The sequence below is a fragment of the Daejeonella rubra genome (assembly GCF_900103545.1).
In the GTDB taxonomy this organism is placed as follows: Bacteria; Bacteroidota; Bacteroidia; order Sphingobacteriales; family Sphingobacteriaceae; genus Daejeonella; species Daejeonella rubra.
In genome coordinates this window covers 184,846-207,711 of record NZ_FNHH01000005.1, presented here as the reverse complement: position 1 = coordinate 207,711, position 22,866 = coordinate 184,846, and the positions used below count along the sequence as shown (strand labels likewise).

General features: G+C 40.2%; 19 protein-coding genes. 13 read left to right on the top strand and 6 right to left on the bottom strand.

Going from position 1 to position 22,866, the window contains the following annotated elements:
* Nucleotides 1–88: 88 nt before the first annotated feature.
* On the bottom strand, nt 89–1,012 hold the full coding sequence (locus tag BLR27_RS05685) for a sensor histidine kinase (protein WP_143007705.1): 924 nt from the start codon (nt 1,010–1,012) through the stop codon (nt 89–91).
* A gap of 288 nt (nt 1,013–1,300) precedes the next feature.
* Between BLR27_RS05685 and BLR27_RS05680 the strand changes: the two genes are divergently transcribed.
* Entirely contained in the window at nt 1,301–2,704 is a 1,404-nt protein-coding gene (locus BLR27_RS05680; protein WP_090701638.1) for an alkaline phosphatase PhoX, read from the top strand.
* A 74-nt stretch (nt 2,705–2,778) separates the two neighbouring features.
* On the opposite strand, the gene BLR27_RS05675 is transcribed toward BLR27_RS05680, so the two are convergent.
* Nucleotides 2,779–4,092: an alpha/beta hydrolase gene (locus BLR27_RS05675; RefSeq protein ID WP_090701635.1), complete on the bottom strand. Its 1,314-nt coding sequence runs from the start codon at nt 4,090–4,092 to the stop codon at nt 2,779–2,781.
* 148 nt (nt 4,093–4,240) lie between these two features.
* Nucleotides 4,241–4,834, bottom strand: coding sequence for an LEA type 2 family protein (locus BLR27_RS05670; protein ID WP_090701631.1), 594 nt, complete (start codon nt 4,832–4,834; stop codon nt 4,241–4,243).
* A gap of 288 nt (nt 4,835–5,122) precedes the next feature.
* Between BLR27_RS05670 and BLR27_RS05665 the strand changes: the two genes are divergently transcribed.
* From BLR27_RS05665 to BLR27_RS05615, 11 genes are all read left to right on the top strand, one after another.
* Nucleotides 5,123–6,115 (top strand): glycerophosphodiester phosphodiesterase, encoded by a 993-nt coding sequence (locus BLR27_RS05665; protein ID WP_245704447.1) that lies wholly within the window; start codon nt 5,123–5,125, stop codon nt 6,113–6,115.
* A gap of 62 nt (nt 6,116–6,177) precedes the next feature.
* Nucleotides 6,178–7,134: a YihY/virulence factor BrkB family protein gene (locus BLR27_RS05660; protein WP_245704446.1), complete on the top strand. Its 957-nt coding sequence runs from the start codon at nt 6,178–6,180 to the stop codon at nt 7,132–7,134.
* A 35-nt stretch (nt 7,135–7,169) separates the two neighbouring features.
* The gene (locus BLR27_RS05655; protein ID WP_090701621.1) at nt 7,170–7,544 is read left to right on the top strand and encodes an iron chaperone; all 375 of its coding nucleotides are present in this window, start codon (nt 7,170–7,172) and stop codon (nt 7,542–7,544) included.
* Between the two features lie 96 nt (nt 7,545–7,640).
* Nucleotides 7,641–9,089 carry a 3-keto-disaccharide hydrolase gene (locus tag BLR27_RS05650; protein ID WP_090701617.1) on the top strand — a complete coding sequence of 483 codons (1,449 nt, stop codon included), beginning with the start codon at nt 7,641–7,643 and terminating at the stop codon, nt 9,087–9,089.
* Nucleotides 9,090–9,097: 8 nt separating this feature from the next.
* Nucleotides 9,098–11,056 carry a c-type cytochrome gene (locus tag BLR27_RS05645; RefSeq protein ID WP_245704444.1) on the top strand — a complete coding sequence of 653 codons (1,959 nt, stop codon included), beginning with the start codon at nt 9,098–9,100 and terminating at the stop codon, nt 11,054–11,056.
* Between the two features lie 150 nt (nt 11,057–11,206).
* Nucleotides 11,207–11,566, top strand: a complete 360-nt coding sequence (locus tag BLR27_RS05640; protein ID WP_090701613.1) for a hypothetical protein — start codon at nt 11,207–11,209, stop codon at nt 11,564–11,566.
* A gap of 81 nt (nt 11,567–11,647) precedes the next feature.
* A complete protein-coding gene (locus BLR27_RS05635) occupies nt 11,648–12,073 on the top strand; it encodes a hypothetical protein (protein WP_143007704.1) in 426 nt (141 codons plus the stop codon).
* Nucleotides 12,074–12,091: 18 nt separating this feature from the next.
* Entirely contained in the window at nt 12,092–12,943 is an 852-nt protein-coding gene (locus tag BLR27_RS05630; RefSeq protein WP_090701607.1) for a hypothetical protein, read from the top strand.
* 1 nt (nt 12,944) lies between these two features.
* Nucleotides 12,945–13,619, top strand: coding sequence for a response regulator transcription factor (locus tag BLR27_RS05625; RefSeq protein ID WP_090701605.1), 675 nt, complete (start codon nt 12,945–12,947; stop codon nt 13,617–13,619).
* A gap of 1 nt (nt 13,620) precedes the next feature.
* Nucleotides 13,621–14,952 carry a sensor histidine kinase gene (locus tag BLR27_RS05620; RefSeq protein WP_090701602.1) on the top strand — a complete coding sequence of 444 codons (1,332 nt, stop codon included), beginning with the start codon at nt 13,621–13,623 and terminating at the stop codon, nt 14,950–14,952.
* 403 nt (nt 14,953–15,355) lie between these two features.
* Entirely contained in the window at nt 15,356–17,806 is a 2,451-nt protein-coding gene (locus BLR27_RS05615; protein WP_090701599.1) for a TonB-dependent receptor domain-containing protein, read from the top strand.
* A gap of 260 nt (nt 17,807–18,066) precedes the next feature.
* Here BLR27_RS05615 and BLR27_RS05610 read toward each other — a convergent pair whose 3' ends face one another.
* The 3 genes from BLR27_RS05610 to BLR27_RS05600 form a co-directional block, all read right to left on the bottom strand.
* Nucleotides 18,067–18,741 carry an arylesterase gene (locus BLR27_RS05610; RefSeq protein WP_090701597.1) on the bottom strand — a complete coding sequence of 225 codons (675 nt, stop codon included), beginning with the start codon at nt 18,739–18,741 and terminating at the stop codon, nt 18,067–18,069.
* 342 nt (nt 18,742–19,083) lie between these two features.
* Nucleotides 19,084–20,298: an exo-beta-N-acetylmuramidase NamZ family protein gene (locus BLR27_RS05605; protein WP_090701592.1), complete on the bottom strand. Its 1,215-nt coding sequence runs from the start codon at nt 20,296–20,298 to the stop codon at nt 19,084–19,086.
* Nucleotides 20,299–20,590: 292 nt separating this feature from the next.
* The gene (locus tag BLR27_RS05600) at nt 20,591–21,406 is read right to left on the bottom strand and encodes a carboxypeptidase-like regulatory domain-containing protein (RefSeq protein ID WP_090701588.1); all 816 of its coding nucleotides are present in this window, start codon (nt 21,404–21,406) and stop codon (nt 20,591–20,593) included.
* 238 nt (nt 21,407–21,644) lie between these two features.
* Here BLR27_RS05600 and BLR27_RS05595 point away from each other — a divergent pair, with 238 nt between their 5' ends.
* Entirely contained in the window at nt 21,645–22,754 is a 1,110-nt protein-coding gene (locus BLR27_RS05595) for a Fic family protein (protein WP_090701584.1), read from the top strand.
* The last annotated feature ends 112 nt before the right edge of the window (nt 22,755–22,866 follow it).

Sequence of the window (22,866 nt, the reverse complement as noted above, 5' to 3'; positions counted from 1 at the left end):
CCAGGTTATGTAGTTAGTCTGCTTCTTAATGCAAGATAAAACACATGCACAAAATGTCATTCCTATATTTTGATTTTTTAAAATGTGCCTACTCAAGATGAATAGATTTTTCTTCTGCCCTTGTTTGCTGTGCGCGAATCGCAGGCATCAGCGCCTCTTTCAGGTTAATTTCCTGCAGGTTCACTGTAACTCCTTCCATCTGAGATTTGCTCCATGACAGAAGGTTACTGAGCATTTGCTGAGTGTTCTTTGTTTCACTCAATAGGCTGGAGGTGATACTTTGTTTTTGCTTCTCATCCAGATCTAACTCCGAAAGGAACTCCAGGTAATTTTGAATTGATCCGAGCGGAGCTCTCAGGTCGTGGGCAAGAATTGATAAGAGCTTGTTCTTGGTTTCATTGGATATTTTCAGCTCCTCTGCTTTTTCTTCTGCGACAATCTTCTCCCAGTTATAGCTTTTTCGAATGTAATTTGTAGCCGCAAAAATGAGTAAAGCGGAAAGAATATAGGTCGATCCGATATCGGCATACTGCAGTAAAAGATTTGGATATCGATTATCGATCAGGGAGGGGTTATGGTATGATAAGAACAACAGAATCATCACTTCCGAAATGTTTAGCAGCAGCCAAAAAGGGTATTGATTTTTCGGAACTATTATAGTTATCAGGAAAATACAGAGCAGGAATAACATTAAACCCGGGCCATTGATACCGGAGTTATAATAAAAATTTGTCACGAAAAGTCCATTTGCAGCCAATCCGAAAAGTATAATGCTGAGCTTTAACCTTTTAAGTACACGGGAAAGATAATATAACAACATAACCACCGCTTGCAGAATGCCCATCAAAATAGCGAGTTCATTCAAACCATACGAGATATTAAGCGGCATACTTACTGTCAGAATGAGAAATGAAATGACACATATCGTATGAAAAATACGAGCCTCAAGGGGAAAATCCTCTTTTGGACCTATAATCTTGATTAAATATTCTTTTATTCTATTTGCTCTCAAAACAAGTATTTTTAATCAATTGTATTCTACAAGTAATTCTAGGCAATCTACTGATTAGCAACTGATAATAGTTTTTTTAATTCGCTTAGGGTTTAATGAAAATCCCGTGAAATATGTATTTAAACGTTCCTTATTATTCTTTTTGATAGACTTACCGCCTATAAAAGGTGGCCATGGAGCGTGGATTCTTTATTAAATAATATACCCCTAACATCAAGTTCTATTTTACTGATTACATTCGAATTTATATACACTATTATATTAGAAATTAAGTTTAAATTTATTTAAATGAATAATAACAGAAGAGATTTTATCAGAAATTCAGGCTTGGTAAGCCTTGGCTTTCTGGGTTTGAGCCAGTTTGCTGCCAATGCGGCAGCATTAGGGTTTATTGAAGAAGGCAATTTTCTGCGCAATTATGGGCCGTTGACACACCGGCAGGACGATATTTTGAGCTTGCCCAATGGTTTTACTGCAAAAGTGATATCCCGGAAGGGGGATCTAATGAACGATGGATTTTCTGTCCCTGGAGCATTTGACGGGATGGGTGTATTTAAGTGGAAAAATAATAAAACCATTCTAATCAGAAATCATGAACTCTCACCCGGGGCAATTGCAAACGGGCCATTCGGAAAAAATAATGAACTGCTGAATAAAGTCGATAGAAAAAATATTTATGACTTCGGTAATACTGAGAGTTTGTGTTATGGCGGGACAAGCACCATGGTATATGATGAAAAATTGCAGAAAGTAGAGCTCGAATATTTAAGTCTTATCGGAACAGTTAGAAATTGTGCAGGAGGTATAACTACATGGAATTCCTGGATTACCTGCGAGGAAAGCACGCTGGTGAAAGGTGGAGAAAAGGGTAACCTTGAACAGGATCATGGCTATAATTTCGAAATCTTTGCTTCGGATAAGGTTGGCTTAACCGCACCTATTCCAATCAAACCCATGGGCCGTTTTGTCCATGAAGCTGTTGCTGTTCATCCGACTGAAGGAATAGTTTACCAAACTGAGGATAGTGGCGATAGTCTTTTTTATCGTTACCTGCCGAATAAGTTCGCCGATCTTCATAAAGGGGGCAAATTACAATGTATGGTCATTACTGAATGGGCAAGTGCAGATACCAGGAATTGGGAGAAATTGGATACTGATAAATTTCCGCAGAAGAAAAGCTTTGATGTTCATTGGATTGATCTTGATAATGTAGAAGCACCGGATGATGATCTGCGATTAAGAGGCTATAAAAATGGTGCTGCCCGTTTTGCACGGGGAGAGGGAATCTGGTATGGAAAGAATGAGCTGTTTTTTGCATGTACAAACGGAGGACACAAAAGTTACGGACAAATTTTCAAATACATTCCAAGTAAATATGAAGGCCAGGAACGTGAACGCGAATCACCCGGAAAATTGGAATTGTTCCTTGAATCCAATGATATAGACACATTTCAAAGTTGCGATAACCTCACCATAGCTCCATGGGGCGATGTAATCATCTGTGAGGATAAATCGGATGCAAGAATTATTGGAATTACTCCCGAGGGGAAGACTTATGTGATCGCAAAAAATGTCGGGTATCCAAAATCAGAATTTGCAGGTCCGGTCTTCTCACCTTCAGGCAAGACTCTATTTGTCAATATTCAGTCGCCGGGACTAACACTGGCGATCACCGGCCCATGGAATAGTTAATTTTATAGATTCGTTTTTAAAACAAAAGCTCCGTCAAATATTGCCGGAGCTTTTGTTATTTAAGGAATACCGCTTTATTTCCCTTTTATCCAAATCGCAAGATCATTGATCAGGTTAATATCAACATTTGCCGGTAAGCGATATTGAGTACCATTACCTTTTTCTTTTTGGGGGGATAAGAGGTGATTAAGATCAGGATATAATTTAAATGAGGCATTCGTGTTTGAAGCCAATGCGGTTCTCCAGATATTGAAATCCTGTACGGAAACCTGGAAATCCTTAGCTCCCTGTACTATAAGAATGCGGTTTTTGATCTTTTTTGCTGTGCCTACCTGGTCATGGTTGTTGAGATCTATCCAGTAGGATGCCGGAGCTCCAAGGATGATTGAATCAGGTGCAATAGCGCCCAGTTTTAATAATCTGGATTTATCAATGTCAATAGAAGATTCAACGAACTGTTGTTTTCCAGCCCTTGTTGTATCGCCTGATGCCTTATACAGGTATTCATTTTGTTCTGTGATAAGATCTGCAAATTTCCTTGCCGGAGCAGCAGCCAGGATAATACCATTCAGGCTGGCTGCAAGACTTGCGATTCTCGGTGCCAGCATTCCACCAAGGCTGTGTCCGAAAAGATAGATCTGGCTTTTGTTTACCCCCGGAAGTGTACTTGCGAGTGTGATCGCTGCAAGAGCGTCATCTAATACCTCCTCCTTAACAGTAAATGCCTTATTGAAAGAATTCGGATATACCATCGTCCGTTTTACATAACGGATACTACCTATTCCTTTTGCTGCTAATCCAGCAGCCAGATCTTTAAATGGTTTATTTGAACCAACAGTTTCATCCATATCAGATGGTCCTGATCCATGCACCATTATAACAACCGGAAAGTTTGAAACTTTCTTAGGACTTGTAAAAATCCCCGCCATCTCTCCTTCAGCGAACTTAATTTTTATTTCCTTTTCAGTGTAGAGGGTTGTATCTGCATAAGCAGGTAATGCATATTCGGCTTCAGTAGCTTTAGGAGATATGAAAAATCCTACCAATTTTTCAGCCTTATTAAACATAAAGGTGAATGGTTGAGAACCTTTTGTGAAACCGCAGGTAAGTATCACCTGATAATATTCTCCCTGAACAGAACTTTTTGCTCCATCCACAGATTCGTAGGTTCCCAGACTATTTTCCAGCCTTAGCCAGAAAAGTTTGAGTTCATCCACAGAGATCTGGGCTTTTACACTTTCATCAAAAAAACCATGCGCTTCATCAAATTTACCCTGGTTCATTGTTTCGAAAAACTGGTCTGCACGGTTCATAAGGCTTACCACGCTTTGAGCAAAACTTAAATGGCTGATAAAAAGCAGTACTATAAGGACTTTAAAAAATTTCATTCTATAATTAGATTTCTGATTCTGGGTCGAAAGATAAGAAAATTAAGGTTTATGACAGACAGAATTAATCTTAGTCCCGGATGCCAGATTGTTGTTTCTGTGCAGTTTATCTGCTACAGGTATTCCTATTGGAAACCCCGAATCATCATTAAAAAAGTATTTTACTGCTTAGTTCTTTGTCAATGCTGATGTAACCGGGGTATTTTATCAATTTATTACCAACCATAAAGCTTGGTCGGATCTTAATAGTTACCAAACCTTTCTTCTCTCCGGGTCCGCTTTCTGCACCACCCATAAATGCCACTAGTTCCTCCATAGTTTTTCCATTCGATAAAAATGAATAGATATTGGAATTGATCTGTACCGGAACAATGGTTGTGGCACCAGACTCTACACTGATTTTTCTATCCACAGATCCTGCAGCAAGTTCCTGGCCCTTTATAAGTATGATATAGTCAAACTGATTGATTGCAGCAGTTTTAGATGTGGGGTTATTGATGCTTAGTTTCACATTGGCACTTAATGGAATATTTTTTCTGAACAAGGCCAAAGCTAGTCCGGGTACACTACTCAACTCAAACGTTTTGTTCTTAACGAGCTTGCTGATGTCTTTTCCTGCCAGATACACACTATCCGCAGATTTTATGCTGTAATTGCATTTTTCCAGTACATCTATTTTTCGGGATATTCCGCAGCTTGAAGCTAGTAGGGCAAGACTGCAAATTAGAATATATTTTTTCATGAATAGCTTAACGCTGATTTCATGCCAAATTATACCTTTTTCACAATAAATCCTGAATTTGGATCAAATATGATTCTAATTTACCCCTGACAGCTGAATTATCTTTGGAATATCTGTCAGTATAAATAGATTTGAAGAATCGTTTGAACAGATCTTATTTAATAAAAGCTATTTTAGTTTAAAAAATTAAAAAGATGATACTGTCATTTTTATATCTTCAGCCCAATAGCGTATAAACTAACCCCCCCCTTAAAGGCCCCTATGTCAAATTCCATTAAATTCTGCTCAATGTTCATACTCCTTAGTATGTTATCTTACACCACAATTGCTCAGCCTGTCTTAAGTAATCATACTTTTTCCCAGGAAAACAATCAGATCGGGATACTTAGTTTACCTGGAGCGGAAGCTAAATTTAAACTTAGTGGTGAGAATTCAGGTTTGTTCAGACTGAAAGCAAATAAGTTATCGATCCGTAAAGGAAGCATTAAGTCGGATGTTAAATGGTATGACCTGACCATCACGGCTAAAACTAAGTCGGGGAGTTTTGAACAAACATTCCGACTGGTGAAAGATGAGTTTATCAGGAACAGGGTAGTTGCACATCGCGGAGCATGGAAAAACACTGGAGCAACTGAAAATTCTATTGCCGCATTACAGCATGCCATCCGTTTGGGATGCCAGGGTTCTGAGTTTGATGTCCATATGACTGCTGATTCGGTATTGGTTATTAATCATGATCCTACGATACAGGGTCAAACTATTCATACAAGCCCTTCAGCAAAATTACTGGCATTAAAACTGCCAAGCGGAGAAAATATGCCTTCCCTGGAATCCTATCTGAGAGCAGGTATGACACAAAATAACACAAAACTTATTCTTGAGATCAAACCAACGATAAACAAGGAACGTGCTCTTCAGCTTACTAAAAAGGTGATGGCTACGGTTAAAAATTTGAAGGCACAGGCATGGATAGACTATATCAGTTTTGACTATACTATCTGTATGGAGCTCATGCGCCTGGACCCGCATGCAAGGGTTGCTTATCTGAATGGTGATAAATCGCCCGAAGTGCTGGCAGCAGATAAATTGTGGGGACTGGATTATAACCAGAGTGTTTATCAGAAAAATCCTGATTGGATCGCGCAAGCAAAACAAAAAGGTTTAACCATCAATGCATGGACGGTTAACAATCCCGCATTGCTGCAATCATTTCTTGATCAGAAAATTGATTTCATTACTACAAATGAACCTGAGTTACTTTTGAAGATGATACAAAAATAAATGTCAGGGAGTACTAAGTTCAACTCATTGACAATACATATAAAAACACAAAATTTTTGCCCTTGCTACAAAAGATAGAAAAGTCTAATAATCTGGTTTATCGACTCAGTGCATTGTTTTCAATGATGAGAAGTTCATTTACCTTGTTAAAACTGAATGATCCTCTGAGAATGGGAGCAGCCACTGCCTTTTTTGCCACCTTTGCCTTACCGCCAATTCTGATCATTTTTACCCAGTTCTTTCGGTTTGCGGTAGATCCTAACGAACTCAGTTCTGACCTTATCGATCGTTTGGGGCATATTTTAGGTACCAACAGCGCTCGTCAGGTTGAGGGTGTGCTGGAGGCTGTAAGCGGACTTAGTCATAGCTGGTATGTTACCGTTCTGGGATTCATCTTTCTTATGTTTGTTGCAACAACACTCTTTGATGTGATCAAAAATTCATTGGGTCAGATCTGGGATATCAGAATAATGCCTAAACCCGGTATCGGCTTCCGGCTTAAATACCGTTTAAGGTCATTGATCGTAATTTTCCTGGCCGGTTTTCTATTCCTGGCCGGTCTTGTCATTGAGAGTTTTCAGGCCATCATGGGTGATTATATTGATGAGGTTTGGGGCGGTGGTGGCTGGTTTTTTAATCGCCTGATCAATGAGATCGTATTTGTTGTTGCGGTCACTATCTGGTTAGCTTTTTTATTCCGTTTTCTAACAGCAGGAAGACCTAGATGGAATATTTGCCTGGGTGGCGGTTTCTTTACAGCAATTCTGTTTACACTTGGAAAGTGGATACTGGGCTATCTCTTAATCAGAAGTAATATCAGTACTATTTATGGTGCCTCCGGTTCAATGGTGTTGATCATGCTATTTGTATTCTATTCGGCTATGATCTTTTACTACGGGGGTTGTTTTGTAAAAGTTTTGAGTGATACTCATGATGAACCAATCCGTCCTGTGAAAAAGGCATTTGCAATAGAAACACAGGAGATCAGAATTGATCCCGGACCAGGTATAGATCTATAATTAAGCATCAGGAATTGGTCTTAAAATAAGTCCTTATGAAAGCAAAAACATTGATACCGAAAGACATTGATGAATATATTGCTCTATTTCCATCGAACGTTCAAAAGACTCTCCAAAAACTGAGAACGGTGATCAATTCAGCTGCTCCCGATTCCATTGAGATGATCAATTATCAGATGCCAACATTCAGGCTCAATGGCAATTTGGTCCATTTTGCAGCTTATAAAAATCATATTGGCTTTTATCCGGGACCATCCGGAATATTGACATTTTATGATGAGTTATCAGCTTATGAATTATCCAAAGGAACGATAAGATTCCCTATCGATGAGGAATTGCCTTATGATCTGATTATCAGAATAGTAAAATTCAGAGTGAAGGAAAATCTGGCAAAGCCTCAAAGAAAGTGATCAGTCTCAGAAAAGGTTTTCAAATTCAACAATCTGCTAATAACATTTGATATTAAGATTTCATTATTATCTTCACAGGTTAATTAGCAGAAGAAAATGAAATCAACCTTTAAAGTTTCATCTACAATTTTTAAATCCATTTATGCATTCCTGATAATCTGTACTGCAGGATCAGGGTATGCGCAAATCGTATCTCAGGTGCCCCTGAATGATTTTTCAGCATTCAAAGCTCCTTCAAAAAGCTGGCAGATAGCCGGTTCAGTTCAGGCAGATATTAGCAAAACCAATATCTTTACCCTTGCAAATGGTTCTGGAATCCTTGTTAATTTTCCTGATAAAAGGAACAAAGGGGAGGATCTTTATACCCTTGCCGAGTATGGCGATATTGATCTGGAGCTTGAATATCTGATGGCTTCAGGATCTAATTCAGGTATATATCTTCAGGGACGTTATGAAATACAACTGGAAGATACCTGGGGTTCACCCAATCCAAGATCAGGAAATAACGGCGGAATTTATGAACGCTGGGACGACAGTAAGCCCGATGGCCAGAAAGGTTATTCAGGTTATGCGCCAAGGCAAAATGCCAGCCGGGCACCGGGTTTATGGCAGAAATTGAAAATTTCCTTTAAGGCCCCCCGTTTTGATGGATCCGGCAGAAAGATCGCCAATGCGGTCATGTTAAGGATCGAACTGAACAGTGTGATCATACATGATAACGTTGAACTTTCGGGACCAACACGAGGATCAGTTAGTAATACTGAAGCGGCAACAGGCCCGCTTCGTTTGCAGGGAGACCATGGAGCCGTAGCCTTCAGGAATATTAAGATCACCAAATATGATAGTCCGCGGCCAGTTGAAAGATCTACAACAAATGGCAATGCAGTTGACCCGATTCTGATCGATGCTTCTGATAATATTATACTTAGAAGTTTTATGGATCTTCCAGGTTCGCCGCGTGTAGTGCATGCCGTTTCTGTGGGAAGCCCGGAAAAGGTTCATTATACCTATGATATGGATAATGCTATGCTTGTTCAGTTATGGAGGGGAGGCTTTTTGAATGCTACACCAATGTGGCATGATCGGGGAGATGGTTCATCAAGGCCTTTGGGTATGGTTCAGCGCCTGGGTAAACCTTTGCAGGCAATAGCCCGTCTTTCTAACGTACAGTCTGTCTGGATCAGTGATACAGCCGGAACAGGATACAGACCAAAGGGATATGTGGTAGACGAAAAAGGGATTCCTTCATTCCGTTATTTAACCTATGGAACATCTGTAAACGATCAGGTAAAGGTATTGGATTTGGGAAGGGGAATTAGTCGTAAAATTACAATCACTGACCATGTGAATGATCTGTATTTCCGCTTGGCTGAGGCTGAAAGTATCATTCAAACTGCGGATGGAATGTATCTGATCGATAATCAATCCTATTATCTTCGTCTGGATGATGCAGGTGGCGCAAAGCCCATTATACGTGATCAGAATGGTCGAAAGGAACTGATCATTCCTATCGTTAAGTCAATAAGCTATTCAATTTTATTCTAATTCAGGACATGAAAAATATCAATAAACTATATAAAACAGTCCTTTTAGCCGCATTTGTGTTTAGCGGTATTTCTGCTTTTGCACAGGAAACGCCTAAGGAAGAAGATTTCTTTAAGATCATGAAGGTTGCCACTCCTGAAGGAATCATACTTGAAGTAGGTGGTCTGGTAAATCTGCCTAATGGTGATCTCGGAATCTCTACCCGTCGGGGAGATGTTTTTATTGTTGAGAATCCGACAAGCAGCAGGCCTTATTTTAGAAAATTCGCATCCGGTTTGCATGAAATTCTCGGATTAGCCTATAAAGATGGTGCTTTTTATTGCGCACAGCGTGGTGAGCTGACCAAACTGGTGGATACCAATATGGATGGAAAGGCCGATGTGTATGAAACGATCTACTCATGGCCGCTTTCAGGTCATTATCATGAATATAGTTTCGGACCGAAGATCGCCCCTGACGGCTCATTTTTTGTAACCGGTAATGTTGCTTTTGGTAATGAGGAATGGTGGCGCGGTGAAAGTCGTGTGCCATGGAGAGGCTGGGCCATGCGTATTACTGAGGATGGAAAAATGGAGCCTTGGGCAACAGGAATGCGTTCTCCCGCCGGACTTGGATTTTTAAATAATGAATTGTTCTATACGGATAATCAGGGCGATTGGATGGGTTCCGGTGCTTTGTGGAAGATAGAAAAAGGCGATTTTATGGGACATCCTGCAGGTTTGGCCTGGAGCGGAATGCCAAACTCTCCGGTTAAATTAACAGAAGCCCAGTTTAATTCGAAGATTGATCCGCGGAAGGTGAAGAATGATAAGGGCCGGTATATTAAACCTGAAAATGTGGTGAATGAGAATTTCAAAACACTTTTTGACATGAAAAAAGAGTTTCCTGAATTGCGACTACCTGCTGTTTGGCTGCCCTATGGAATTTTAGGTATATCTAATTCAGAGCCAATTACTATCCCTAAAGGTTATTTCGGTCCCTTTGAAGGTCAAACTCTGGTAGGTGATCAGGGAATGAGCATCCTGTCAAGGGTATTCATGGAGAAGGTCAATGGGGAATATCAGGGAGCATCCTTTATGTTCCGGTCAGGATTCCGTTCAGGAGTTCTGAGAATGTCATGGGCGCGCGACAGTTCACTATTTATTGGCGAAACAAACCGGGGATGGGGTTCTGCCGGAGAGGCAAATGAAGGCCTGCAACGCTTGGTTTGGAATAATAAAACACCTTTTGAGATGAAAGCTGTCAGAGCAATGCCTGATGGATTTGAAATTGAATTTACTCAGCCTGTTGATCCGAAATCTGCTGAAGATCTGGCATCTTATGCAGTGGAAAGTTATATCTATAAATATCATCCTGTTTATGGTAGTCCGCCGGTTAATAACGAAAATCTTACTATCAAGGGAGTTAAACTATCTGCAGATGGACTTAAAGCTAGGATCATTGTAGATAATCTTCGCAGATATTATATCCATACTATTAAGCTTGATGGTATCCGTGAACGGGATAATTTCTATTCATTGGTACATTCTACAGCCTATTATACGCTGAATAATATTCCCGAAGGAGCTAAACTATCAATGACAGAAGTAAGTACTAAAAACTCTGCTATTGTGATAGCACAGGCTCCCGCAGCAGTTGGCGGTATAAAGAAGGCAGCGGTTGCAGCACCTGCAAAGCAGGTAGCTCAAGTGCCTGCGCAAGCAGAAAAGGCACCTACTTATAACGATGTAAAAGGGATGTTAGCATCTTATACCTGTTTATCATGTCATAACCCTGATAGAAAGTTGGTTGGACCAGCATTTAAGGATATTGCAAAACGAAAATATAGTCCGGAAAAAATTCTTCAGCTGATCCATAACCCACAGCCTGAAAACTGGCCGGAGTATCCAACACCTATGCCGCCTATGCCTCAGGTTAAAAAAGAAGACGGCTTGAAAATAGCTGCTTATATCAATTCTCTCAGATAAAATTTGTTTTATCCAATCCAGCCCGGTTACTCCTGACTAAAAAAGGTGGCCGGGCTTTTTTATTAAAAATAATTTCAAAAATTCATCTGCGCTTCATGTTCGATGGCAATCTTTGAATATAGATTATCGCATTTACCTAAAATATGGGACATGAAAAAACAACTTTTATTAGCCGCAGCTTTATTATTCACAGTTTCTGCTTACTCACAAATTAGCCCTGAACATGGTACTAAAGTTAGAACCATGGCCAGAACCGGAACAGAATCTAATGGTACTGCTGTAAGTACTGTTGCTACCGATGGTTCTCAGGCTCCTGTAAAATCCAGGGGAGGAAAAACTGATCGTATGAAAGGAAAAGAAGGATGCAGTACTTCTGGAAAAACACGTGGAGCAGGGATGGGCGGTGGTGTAAGAACCGGCGTCAGACCTAATTCAGGTGCAGGTTCGAAACTCAGCCGTCCGAATATCGGGATCAATAACCGTATAAATATCGGTGCCCGGAATTTGTAAGGCTTCTATCATATATTACCTTTATATATAAGAATGATCGTTTGTCTCAAAAGAGGCAAACTTTCATTATTTTTACACAAAATGAAATTAATAAGTGTTTGTCGTACAATCTTCCTGTTTGCCATTCTTGGCATACTTCCGGCTATGCTATATGCCGGGGATAAGGAAATTTATGATAAACCCCTCATAAAGATAAGTTTAGAGGAGATCTCATCGGTTTTTATGGATTCTATTCCAGTAAGAAGAGGAGGAGACAAGAAAGAACAGGATCGTCCTGTTGGTGATATCAGGCAAGGGGAGAACAGACCCGGAGAAAACAGGCCGGATGATATCAGACGCGTACAGGAAATAAATGGCGAAAATCAACGGATTCGTCAAAAATCAGGAATTAAACAAGTACCACGCTCAATACCCAAATTGAAGCCACAGGCAGTAACTGACCGCATACCAATAAGAAGACCACCAATGAGAATTCCCAAGAAGGGATTTGGAGGAATTCATTTTTAAAGGCCTTATTGATTTTATATGAAAAGAGGGTGTATTTTACTGGCGACTGGTTTGCTTTTAGCAGGTAATGCTTTTGCCCAGCGTGATTCTATAGATGCCGAAGCTAAAAGAACAACACTTACCCTTGCAGGAATATATGGCAATAATGCCAACTACTATGGTCAAACGGCAGAGCAAAAACTTCCCTATATTCTTACAAATGCTGCTTTAAGGTTAAAAAACGGTTTTTATTTTTCAGCAGGCTCTTATAAATTGATCAATGCAGGAGGTTCTGCTATTTCTGAACTTGATCTTTCGGTCGGATTTGAAGCAGACTTGACTAAAAATTTCAGTGGTTCTGTTGGATACAGCCGTTCTATTTTTGCGAAGAATTCTCCCCTTTTGGGTGCCGCAAATGAAAATACACTAAGCGCTTCACTTGCCTACGATCTGAATTTTTTAAAGACCGGTTTAAGCACCTATTATGCTTTCGGTACTCAGCGTGATTTATTCATGTCATTCAGTGCATCAAAAGCCCTAAATCTTGGAAGCTTGTTTTCTGATAAGGATTTTATCTCTTTCGAACCAGGACTTGAGCTTGTTGGTGGTACGCTGCATTATCTGGAGGAATATATTGTCAGGCGCGACAGATTTGGATATCCAATGCCCATTGATCCGTACCCTATAAACAGGGAACAAAACTATACCATAACCAGAAATGCAAGCAGCTTCGATATGATCTCATACAACATGAATTTTCTGCTGGGGTATAACCGTAGCAATTACCTGATCGAAACTGGCTGGCAAGTTTCAACTTTAGGTAGAAATGTTTCTGAAACAAAGCAAAAACCACGTTCATTTTTTAATTTAAGTTTCTATTACCAATTTTGATTTGAAAGTACTCCTGATCGAAGATGAGAAAACGCTGGCTTATGAAGTTGAGGCGTTCCTGAAAAAGGCATTTTATATATGCGATATGGCTCATACAGCACGTAAGGGACTCGAAATGCTTGGAGTAAACCCTTATGATTTTGTTTTACTTGACCTGGGATTACCTGATCTGGATGGATTAAAAGTGCTTCAGGAGGCTAAAAAACTAAATCCTGATGCGGCTTATATCATTCTGACTGCCCGTGGAAATATTGAAGACCGTATCGTCGGACTAGATCTTGGTGCCGATGATTATCTCCCCAAACCATTTTCATTGCTTGAACTTCAGTCGAGGATGCAGGCGATCTCCAGAAGAAAATTTAATTTAAATACCCAGGAAATTCCATTGGGAGAATTCATTATTGATCTTCAAAAAAGGGTTGTTAGCCATCAGTCGAACGAGATTGACCTGACGAGAAAGGAATTTGACTTACTTAGCTATCTGCTTTTACATAAGAACAGGGTACTGACCAGGATGCAGTTAAGTGAGCATATATGGGGAACATTTGCTGATGATGATTACGACTCGAATTATATCGATGTTCATATTAAGAATATCCGTAAAAAGCTTGGTGCCTTCGGACAGGTAGAATGGCTTGAAACGGTAAGAGGTGTAGGATATAAAATCAGGAAATAGTTTGAAATTAATCAGCAAGCTTACTTTATTCATAACCTTATCGAAGCTTGCTATAGTTTTGCTGTTTGTACTTACCTTACCCTATCTGATAGAGGGAATTGCCCGAAACTATACTGATTATTATCTTCAGCAGCAGCAGAAAAAAGTTCTGGAGGTAGTAGCCCGTAATGGCGTTGAAACTTATCTGCAGGGGGAAGAAAGTTATGGTAGTTATACCATGCTTAAGGAGGAATATATCTCACTTGAGCCTGTAGAAAAGGGTTTTGTTCTGGATACCATCTATACCGATGAGCGAATAATAGAGCAGGACACGCTTAATTACAGGGTTTTAACTCATTCATTTATAACAGAGAATGGTACCTACCTGATGGAGGTTGGGAAAACTATTGAAACAATCGATCAGTATAAACGTCCGCTGCAGCGTATTGCAACCTATGTTCTACTTGGATTAATTCTCCTAACCCTGATCATAGACTTGTTCTATACCCGTTTCCTGCTCAGACCTCTGGACCGGATCATCCGGACCAAAATAAGCAACAAGAGATTCCCTTTTAATGAGAATTCCGTTCCTATCAAAACCACAACTACTGATTTCAGGTTTCTGGATGATTCATTGATCAGCCTGATGGAGCAGATCCATGAGGCATTTGAGAAAGAAAGAGAGTTTACAGCCAATGCTTCTCATGAGTTGATGACTCCAATCGGGATCTTACAAAATAAGATCGAAAACCTGATGGGTGAACCTGAAGTTTCTGACTTTGTACAGGAACGCCTGATCGGGATGCAAAAAACCCTGAACCGCCTGAAACGCATCGTCCATTCATTGTTATTGATCTCCAGAATTGAAAATGAACAGTTCAGTAAAAAAGAATCAGTATCTGCAGCTGAGTTATTTGCTGATGTGATGGATGAGATCAGCCACAGGTTTAACGAAAGAGATATTAGCCTGAAGATCGATATCTCAAGTGAAGTGATCCTTGAAAATATTAACCGTGATCTTCTTTTTCAGATGATATACAACCTAGTGAACAATGCGATCAGGTATAATAAACCGTCGGGATTTATTCATATTGCTGATCGTATTAATCCTGATGGTTCCTATGATGTTGATCTGATCGATAGCGGCATAGGTATCCCTGAGGAAGATATCGGCACAATTTTCAACCGTTTCAAGAAAGCCAATAAGTCGGAAGACGGTGCCGGATACGGCCTTGGGCTTTCTATAGTAAAAAGTATTGCTGATTATCATCATATCAGTATTTCGGTGGATTCTGATATCTCACAAGGAACAACATTTACGATTTCCTTTCCTGCAGAACTGATAAGATCTTAATGAATTTTCCTATGCTTGGGGTTATTCACCAACCGCTTATAACACCGTCATTTTGAACACGCGATGGATATTATCCAGCTTAAATATACTTTGGCGCGTGGAGAAATCTGTTAATCAGGGTAGTGTTTTCAGGAATTAGATTAATCGTCGTGACTTTCTGTATAACGGCAGGCAGGCTCGCAAACACATTCCTGGTGTTTATTTTCCTAAACAACCCATTGCATGCTTAATGTGCGAAACTCACTTTTTTTCAGTTTTGTGTAACCAATTTATTTGGCTATCGTCTTATTTGCGAATACAGGTTACAAACAAAATAAATAAGCAATGAATTTCCTGCTTTGAAGCAAGGGCTATGTTTATGGCTCAATGGAATGTTTTGCCCGGTTTATAAAAAATGAGATAAATGAAAATACGATACACAGCTCTAACAGTTACTTTTTTATGTTTTTTTCTTCTAACGAGCATCATTCAGGCGCAGGTTAAACTTCCCGGGTCAAAAGTCAGTGGTACAATCCTGGATGAGGAAAAGAAGATCCTTGATTTTGCTACGATCAGTCTGTTGAATGCTCGGGATTCCTCCCTGATCCGCACTGCTGTTAGCGGACTGGATGGAAAATTTATCCTTCAGGAACTTCCGGCAGGAGATTATATCCTTTTTGCAAGTATGGTCGGTTTTCAGAAAACCGGGACCAAAATATTTAGCCTGAATGAGTCCAGTCCGGTGATGAATTTTCCAGATTTTATATTAAAAAAGGATAATAAAATGCTTGGCGAAGTAACAGTAAGAGCCGTAAAGCCTTTTATAGAACGTAAAGTTGACAGGCTGGTTGTGAATGTTGAGAATAGCAGTGTGTCAGCAGGTTCTACCGCATTGGAGGTGCTTCAGAGAGCTCCGGGTGTAACTGTCGACCAGAATGACAACATCGCCATGCAGGGTAAGCAGGGTGTTTTGGTCATGATCGATGGGAAGCAAACCTATATGAGCAATGCAGATGTAGCTAATCTGCTTAGAAATATGCCAAGCTCCCAGATCGAAACCATTGAGCTGATCACCAATCCATCTGCAAAATATGATGCGGCAGGTAATTCGGGAATCATCAATATCAAAACGAAGAAGAGCAATAGTGTTGGTACAAATGGAACATTGACCGCAGGTGCCGGCTATGGTGATAATTATCGTTCGAATGCTGGCCTGACATTGAATCACAGAAATAAGGATATCAATCTTTTTGGGAACTATAATTTCTCCAGCACAGATCGTGCTCAGAATATGATCATCAACAGGGAGGTTAGCAATTCAATTACCAAAACATATTTCGGGCAGCAGGGAAATTCTTTCAGGAAGAACGATAGCAATAATTTTAAAGCAGGGCTGGACATTTTCCTGAATAAGAGCAACACCCTTGGATTTTTGATGAATGGATACAGTAATTCAGGAACTGAGTTGTACAATAATACCACATTTATCGGGCGATCATTCAGCCAGGCCGATTCATCCGTAATCGCTATCAATGATGGTAGAAGCCAGTATAGAAATATGGCTTATAATCTGAATTATAAATCAGTTCTGGATACTTCCGGTAAGGAGCTTTCAGTTGACCTTGACTATTCTCGCTTCAATGCGAATGAAAGAACCTTGTATGATAATCATTTTGTCAATTATATTGGACCTGACAGAGCTCCGTCATTAATAAAGAACAGTACTCCGGCTCTGATCAATATTAAGGCACTCAAAATTGATTATTCTATGCCCTTAAATAAGACAATGAAATTTGAAGCCGGCTTGAAGAGCAGTATTGTTAAAACGGATAATGATTTCAGATTTGAAGAGTTCAAAACCAATAACTGGGAAAATGATGTCCGGAGAAGTAATCAGTTCGTTTATGATGAAAACGTGAACGCAGCCTATACCAATCTGAATAAGCAATTCAAGTCAACCACTGTTCAGCTTGGTTTGAGGGCAGAGCAAACAAATTCAAAGGGGAATTCAATAACTACCTCAAAACTGGTAGAACGTTCTTATATAGATATTTTTCCGAGTGTCTTTATTAATCAGACACTTTCAAAGAACCATGATATGGGATTATCCTACAGCCGGCGTATCGATCGCCCGAGTTACGATGCGCTAAACCCATTCATTTATTTTCTGGATCAGTACACCTATAATCAGGGTAATCCATTTCTAAATCCACAGTACACCAATAACTATGAATTGAGTTATAACTATAAAAAGACCTATAATTTAACGCTCAATTACAGTTTGACCAGAGATGTGATCACCGAGGTTCTGCTTCCCGATACTGCTAAAAAAGCATTGTTTCAGACCAATGAGAACCTTGATAAGCAGATCCATTATGGGGTAAATCTAACTGCACCTGTTACATTAAGCAAGTGGTGGAGCAGCAGCAATAATATTCAGTTATATTATCTTGGATTTAGATCACCGAACCTCAGAGGGCAGGAGCTGAACAGCGGAAAAGTGGCTCTGCAGCTTAATTCGCAGCATAAATTCATAATAACCAGTACTTTAAGTGCTGAACTAATTGCAGATTACAGGTCGCCCTTTGAATATGGAACTTTAAAACTGAGTTCACAATACGGAATTGATCTGGGCATCAGTAAGTCGTTGCTTAAAAAGCGGGCTAATATAAAACTTGCCCTGAGTGATGTATTTGATACCCGGGATCAAACCATAACAAGTGCCTATACGGGATTAAAATACAATCTTTTTCAGAAAAATGAAACCCGGATTGGCCGGATTAGTTTTTCCTATCGATTTGGGAAGAGTGAAATTAAACCGGAGCGTCGCCGTTCAACTGGCCTGGAAGACGAACAAAGTCGGATTAAGAATTAAAGATTTTCTTTTTAGGGCCCGAAGAGATTCGGGTCTTTCAATTCATCCTGCTGTCCAATTATCCTCAAAATGAGATCCAGAAAATTTATGATCAAATTTTTCTTTTTCTGTAACCAAAGCTAAAGTTTGACGTCTTATTATTGAATTGGTTAATTGAGGTAATGCCCTGAACATTTATGAGGAGTTTGTACAGGGCCTAAAAGTAAAGTTGATTGGTTAAAGGCCCGGAGAGATCCGGGTTTTTCCTTTTTAAGGCTTTCTTAAATTATGTCTTTTAATACCTGCCATACATTTTCTGCAACTATTTTATGTCCTTCCGGTGTAGGGTGAATTCCATCCTGCTGATTAAGTTCAGGTACCCCTCCAACCTTATCAAGCAAGAAAGGAACCAGAGTCATATTGTTTTTCTTTGCAAGCTCCGGGAATATAACACGAAATTCAGAGGCATATTTACTTCCCATATTCGGAGGAACCTCCATACCGGTCATAACAAGTTTCGCTTCCGGATATTTTGCTTTCACCTGATCGATGATACTTTGAAGGTTTTTTCTTGTTTCGCTGACCGGGATACCTCTTAAACCATCATTGGCTCCCAATTCAAGAACAAAAATGTCGACCTTTTCCTTTAAAAGCCAGTCGATGCGGGCTTTTCCGGCAGCAGAAGTCTCACCACTCAGCCCTGCATTGATTACCTGATAAGGAAGTTTCAGGGAATCGATCTTGTTCCCAATGATCGCCGGGAATGCCTCCTCGGGTTCAACTCCAAGTCCGGCGGTCAGGCTATCACCAAAGATGAGAATATTTTTCTTTGAAGTTAAATTCTTAACCTTCAAGCTATCGGCAGATTCACCTTCTGCTTTTTTGTTTTCTCCGCTTCCGCAAGCGCAGAGAATGGATAAAAGGAATATTGTGCAGTATAATTTTATTTTGAACATAAGACTTGACTAAGACAACCCGAAAATACTGTTTTAGGGAATTGTTTCCAAAAGGGATTTCGGAAGTTTATGGGAATATATATTTAATAGTACACCTTTGTATGTTGGCTTTTCTGATATACTTCTTACAAAATTCTGCTAAAATTGATAAGACACTTTTGTTTTAGTTAAATTCTCTATTGGAGTTTGAAGAGCCCGAATTGATTATAGCGAAATCTTATCGCTAAGAGGATATGGCTGAGGATCGTTTGCTTAAATGCTTATAACAAATAGGTGCCTTTACGGTAGATCGGTAATCAGTTATCGGCTATCAGCCTGGGCTGAAATGCAAACGTACCAATCCTAATTATATAGCAAATATTTCTTTCTCATCTCTTTATATTGAGACAGCCCCGGCTCCCAGCTTGCGCGAATTTCCGCTTCAGATTTACCATCTATGATCTGCTGCCTGAAAAGGCCGGAGCCGATCTGTATTTCAATATTATTCATCTGTTTGCTCAGTTTGGAGTCAAAGAATTTTTCTTTATAAGGATGTGCCTTATACAATTCCATTATCCATTGGAGGTTTATCTGCTTCTTCTTTCTCAATTGCTCAACATCGTAGTTGCGCAGGTCGAGTCCGTAGCTAACCTGGTTCATGAAAAGCGGCGTTTCTGCCATGCCTTTTATACCAGTTGGTGTAAAGTTGAACTCATACTTGCCCTTTAGCTCCGGGCTGCCGAGTACGGTAAACGGGAAATAAGTACCGCGGCCGAGATTAATGTAAGTTCCTTCAAACATACATGTAGAAGGATACAGCATTACCGCCTGCTGGGTATTCAAATTAGGCGAAGGACTGACAGGCAAGGTGTAAGGCATATCATGGTTGTAATTGGCAACTTTGACGATTCTGAGCTTACATTTTACTCCACCTTTTAACCATCCCTGGCCATTCGCCATTTGTGCGAATTCAGCTACTGTTAAGCCATGCGACATAGGTATAGGGAACATGCCGATACCTGATTTATACTTCATGTCAAGCACAGCGCCATCCACCAGGTAGCCATTAGGATTGGGTCGGTCCAGGATAAGGAGTTCCTTGCCATTTTCATGACAGGCCTCCATTAAACGGCTCAGCGCGTTGATATTAGTATAAAAACGTACGCCTACATCCTGCAGGTCATATACCATTACGTCGACATCAGCCATGTCCTCTTTCGAAGGCTTATTCTTTTTACCGTATAAGGAAATAACAGGGATGCCGGATTTAGCATCAATCTCATCCGCTACATGTACTCCTGCACTTGCGTTACCGCGGAAACCATGCTCCGGGCCAAACACTTTAACTATATTGATACCCAAACTCTTTAGGCTGTCGACCAAATGAGTTTTACCGATTATAGAGGTCGGGTTGGCAAGAATAGCCACACGCTTCCCCTTCAGGTAAGGCACATATTCTTCTGTAAGTTCAGCACCGGTTTTAATGGGATTTGCAGAATTCGCCAGCGAGCTGGTTCGTGGCTTAGTAGCAGAACAGCTGAGGGTTAAGACGGCAATACAGATAATTAGAAATTTCATAGTAGATATTTTGGGGCTAAGATAGTAGTTCGGGCTGAGAAAGAGGAAGTATTCAGTAATCAGTAATCAGTCCGGGTGGAGAAGCAAACATATCGTGCCTCAGCCAGTCCATTTTTTCTTTTTGCAAGCATTTGTTGATCTGTGAATGTATTTGCAAAACAAAAGAAAGACGCGAAATCCGATTTGCTGACCCATATCGACCTCCAAAACGTCCACTTTCACACCCCGGCAGGATTTTGACTCAGGCATATAGACTAATGATTTTATTAGGGGAGATACAGGATAATTTTTTTTAGTAGGCAGCTTTTACCGTGAAGCCGATACCGAACATCCCAACTTTTTCCCAGGAGCCCTGACTTGTTTGACGAGCAATGAGTGATCCTTTGATGAAGCTTCCGGAAAATATTGTAGTACCTGATGCACTTTCAATCCATTCAAGACTTACAAAAAAGTCGTCCTCAGCAACGATATTATAGGACCTCAAATCGACAAATAACTTTCCATTCTGCACCGGGGCATTTACGATGATGTTCTTATCCTGAATAAGCTTGTCGGGAAGCCCATCTTTTAGGCTATAAAAATTCAGCCTTAGTTTAACCGGTTTATTATCATTTGAAACCACAGATGCAGTAAATGATTTTATGAATGTGGGTGCCCTTTTAATTTTGATAATAATTCCAACTTCATTGCCCAGCTTATTTGTGGTAAAACCGGCAGTTATACTTTGCGATTCGGTGGTATTTCCTAAAACATTTTCCTTAAGTGCTCTGTTTGAGACAATCACATCTGGTAAAAGGAATGAAGATGCTTGCATCACAATCTCTTTATCAGCAATCTCTTTAATAAAGTCGGAAACCGAAAAAAGTTGCGGAGAATAGCCCAACATAGAAACCCGTACAGTATCTCGTGCATTGGCTTTAGGAATCGTGAGTTTGAATTTTCCTGCATCATTCGTTACCGTACCAATATTTTTCCCGATCACTCCAATATTAGCATAAGAGATGGCTTTCCCGGAACCTGATTCCTTTACCATTCCTTCAGCAATTATTTGCGCACAAATGACATTGCTAATGAATAAAAATACGATCAGGATCAGCGAGGATTTCATGGGTTTTTTATTGCAATACTAAGCAAATGTATTTGTTAATATCAATTTCTCAATATGGGTTCCCGAAGAACTTTATAGTAATTTGCTCTTTATTGAATTATGGCGCTATAATTTTTTTACGTTAATAATTACCTAAATCACTTGTTCCGAAGCTATCATATTTTGTATGAGCCGAATAAATAGTGTAATCGGCTCATATTTTCATTATATTTGAGCCGAATAAATTAATAATCGGCTCATGACCTATAACTGGCAACAAGAAAACTGGCCTGATTTCAGATACGATCTTACAAAAATAGAAGAGAGCATGTACCTGTTTTCGGAAAAGATCGGGGCCGTGAGTGGTGCTTTAAAGGCACTTCCGGATGACACTCAGTTATCTGCAATTATTGACACGATGCTTGCCGAAGCCATCAAAACCTCGGAGATTGAAGGGGAGTATCTGAGTCGGAAGGATGTGATGTCTTCGATCAGAAATGGCTTAGGCTTAAATGAAAATCCTGATCCGGTGCCGGATAGAAGGGCAAATGGTATCGGACAATTAATGGTAGATGTCCGTAATACATTTTTGTCCCCTCTGAACCAGGGAACATTATTTTCATGGCACCATATGCTATTGGGTTCTGACAGCAGGATTAAGACGGGTCAATGGAGAAATTCTCCTGAGCCTATGCAGGTTGTTTCAGGAACTTACGGAAAGGAAAAAATTCATTTCGAAGCCCCACCTTCTGACCGTGTACCGAAAGAGATGGAAAGGTTTATCACCTGGTTCAATGAAACAGCCCCCGGAGGAAAAGCACCGATCATTCAGGCCCCCATACGTTCAGCTATTGCTCACCTGTACTTTGAAACAATCCACCCCTTTGAAGATGGGAATGGCAGGATCGGCCGGGCGCTTGCAGAAAAGGCAATCTCCCAGGGCATTGGCAGACCTGTTTTACTCGCGCTATCTAAAGCGATTGAAGCAAACAAGGCTGCCTACTATGAGACGCTGCAAACCGCCCAGCGTTCAAATGAGATAACGGAGTGGATCACCTGGTTTCTTGACATAGTTATCACCGCGCAAACAGACGCGGAACGACAGATTGATTTTGTATTGAAAAAGGCTAAGTTTTTTGACCATTACCGGGATCAGCTTTCTGAACGGCAGATCAAAGTGATCAGGAGAATGCTTGAAGAAGGACCAGAAGGATTCGAAGGCGGAATAAATGCTGGTAAATATAGTTCTTTAACCAAAGTTTCAAAAGCAACAGCTACCCGGGATCTGCAGGATCTATTGGCTATGGGAGCTATAATACCATCTGGTGAAGGAGGTGGCCGCAGTACGAAGTATAAGGTGAATATTTAGATAAAACATTTAAGCTATGATGAGCTTGTATTGTAAACTAACCTGAAAACCCTTTTGAATTGAATAATCTACAGAACACTGCGTTAAAAACGGAACGGGCCTCAGGATTCTA

Bases quoted from the DNA above. Each gene is read 5' to 3' on its own strand.
- BLR27_RS05605 (WP_090701592.1), bottom strand. From the start codon at position 20,298: ATGAAATTTCTAATTATCTGTATTGCCGTCTTAACCCTCAGCTGTTCT.
- BLR27_RS05595 (WP_090701584.1), top strand. From the start codon at position 21,645: ATGACCTATAACTGGCAACAAGAAAACTGGCCTGATTTCAGATACGAT.
- BLR27_RS05635 (WP_143007704.1), top strand. From the start codon at position 11,648: ATGAAATTAATAAGTGTTTGTCGTACAATCTTCCTGTTTGCCATTCTT.
- BLR27_RS05675 (WP_090701635.1), bottom strand. From the start codon at position 4,092: ATGAAATTTTTTAAAGTCCTTATAGTACTGCTTTTTATCAGCCATTTA.
- BLR27_RS05655 (WP_090701621.1), top strand. From the start codon at position 7,170: ATGAAAGCAAAAACATTGATACCGAAAGACATTGATGAATATATTGCT.
- BLR27_RS05600 (WP_090701588.1), bottom strand. From the start codon at position 21,406: ATGAAATCCTCGCTGATCCTGATCGTATTTTTATTCATTAGCAATGTC.
- BLR27_RS05645 (WP_245704444.1), top strand. From the start codon at position 9,098: ATGAAAAATATCAATAAACTATATAAAACAGTCCTTTTAGCCGCATTT.
- BLR27_RS05630 (WP_090701607.1), top strand. From the start codon at position 12,092: ATGAAAAGAGGGTGTATTTTACTGGCGACTGGTTTGCTTTTAGCAGGT.
- BLR27_RS05650 (WP_090701617.1), top strand. From the start codon at position 7,641: ATGAAATCAACCTTTAAAGTTTCATCTACAATTTTTAAATCCATTTAT.
- BLR27_RS05680 (WP_090701638.1), top strand. From the start codon at position 1,301: ATGAATAATAACAGAAGAGATTTTATCAGAAATTCAGGCTTGGTAAGC.
- BLR27_RS05640 (WP_090701613.1), top strand. From the start codon at position 11,207: ATGAAAAAACAACTTTTATTAGCCGCAGCTTTATTATTCACAGTTTCT.
- BLR27_RS05610 (WP_090701597.1), bottom strand. From the start codon at position 18,741: ATGTTCAAAATAAAATTATACTGCACAATATTCCTTTTATCCATTCTC.
- BLR27_RS05665 (WP_245704447.1), top strand. From the start codon at position 5,123: ATGTTCATACTCCTTAGTATGTTATCTTACACCACAATTGCTCAGCCT.
- BLR27_RS05615 (WP_090701599.1), top strand. From the start codon at position 15,356: ATGAAAATACGATACACAGCTCTAACAGTTACTTTTTTATGTTTTTTT.
- BLR27_RS05670 (WP_090701631.1), bottom strand. From the start codon at position 4,834: ATGAAAAAATATATTCTAATTTGCAGTCTTGCCCTACTAGCTTCAAGC.